The following is a 617-nucleotide window of genomic DNA, read 5'->3' as shown; positions in this document are numbered from 1 at the left end:
CAGCAAGACGCCGCTTGCCAAACTCGACCACATGGCCGAATACTTAGGTCTGGGTCAGGTTTACGTGAAGGACGAATCCTACCGCTTCGGTTTAAACGCTTTCAAGGTACTGGGTGGTTCCTTCGCCATTGCGAAGTACATAGCACAGCAGACAGGAAAAGACGTTTCCGATCTTCCATACAGTGTTTTAACTTCCGAAGAGCTTCGGAAAGAATTTGGTCAGGCTACCTTCTTTACAGCTACAGACGGCAACCACGGACGAGGCGTTGCATGGGCTGCCAACCGGTTAGGACAGAAAGCGGTTGTCTTCATGCCGAAGGGCTCCACCATCACCCGTTTTAACAACATCAAGGCAGAGGGCGCAGAGGTTACCATCGAGGAAGTCAACTATGACGAATGTGTCCGTATGGCCGCCGACGCTGCTTCCAAAACAGAACACGGCGTTGTCGTACAGGATACCGCGTGGGACGGCTACGAAGAGATTCCGGCATGGATCATGCAGGGATACGGAACCATGGCGATGGAGGCCGGCGAGCAGTTAGAGGAATACGGCTGCGACAGACCGACTCACGTATTCGTTCAGGCAGGCGTCGGTTCACTTGCCGGAGCCGTACAGG

Annotated in this window: 1 protein-coding gene; it reads left to right on the top strand. The window is 54.1% G+C overall.

The annotated features are described in order from the left end of the window. A partial coding sequence (locus NE664_12685) for a diaminopropionate ammonia-lyase (protein MCQ4727492.1) occupies positions 1-617 on the top strand: 617 nt, incomplete at both ends.

The sequence above is a fragment of the Anaerotignum faecicola genome (assembly GCA_024460105.1).
GTDB lineage: Bacteria > Bacillota > Clostridia > Lachnospirales > Anaerotignaceae > JANFXS01.
The sequence above is the reverse complement of the archived record's forward strand: the minus strand, read 5'-3'. Positions and strand labels throughout refer to the sequence as shown.